This is a genomic window from Staphylococcus sp. EG-SA-2 (assembly GCF_017152085.1).
The window spans coordinates 1-725 of the sequence record NZ_JACYHC010001089.1; the positions used below are offsets into that span (position 1 = coordinate 1).

Here is a 725-nt window from a genome sequence, read left to right on the forward strand (position 1 = left end):
AGGCTATCCAAGAAGCACAAGCATCTCAAGCTAAAGTATTGGCTGAATCAACAAATAAAGTTGAAAAGAATGCTGTTACTGAAGATAAAGCTGACAGTAAAGATTCGAAGGTTGCTGGAGTGAATACGTCAACAGACGCTAAGACGGATACTAAAGCAGACAATGCAGGCGATGGCACTACTACTAAAGTAGATAAAGAGGATCAAATTTCTGCAACTGAAGCAATTGAAAAAGCCAGCGTTGAGCAGTCTAAAAATGGCAATGCAGCTGAGACTTCAAATAAAGAAGCTACAATAGATGCAGAAGCGCAACATGATGCTGAACAACAAGTAGCAGAAGCCCATGCAGAAGCTTCTAAACAAGCTACTTCGAACGATTCATTGGAAGCGAAAGCAGAAAATGACAGCACAGCTTCACAGTCTGAAATGTCAGAACCAAAACCTCAAGAAGAGAAAAAAGGTTTCTTCGCACGTTTATTCAACTTGTAGGGAGTGGGACAGAAATGATATTTTCGCAAAATTTATTTCGTCGTCCCACCCCAACTTGCATTGTCTGTAGAAATCGGGAATCCAATTTCTCTTTGTTGGGGCCCCGCCGGCAAGGTTGACTAGAATTGAAAAAAGCTTGTTACAAGCGCATTTTCGTTCAGTCAACTACTGCCAATATAACTTCGTAGAGCATAGAACATTGATTTATGTCCCAGCCTGTAATACTCAATAATATAT

1 pseudogene is annotated in these 725 nt (G+C 40.4%); it reads left to right on the top strand.

Annotation, left to right across the window (positions count from 1 at the left end):
- A pseudogene (locus IDG60_RS18230) lies at positions 1–488 on the top strand (hypothetical protein); the annotation flags it as partial.
- Positions 489–725: the final 237 nt, after the last annotated feature.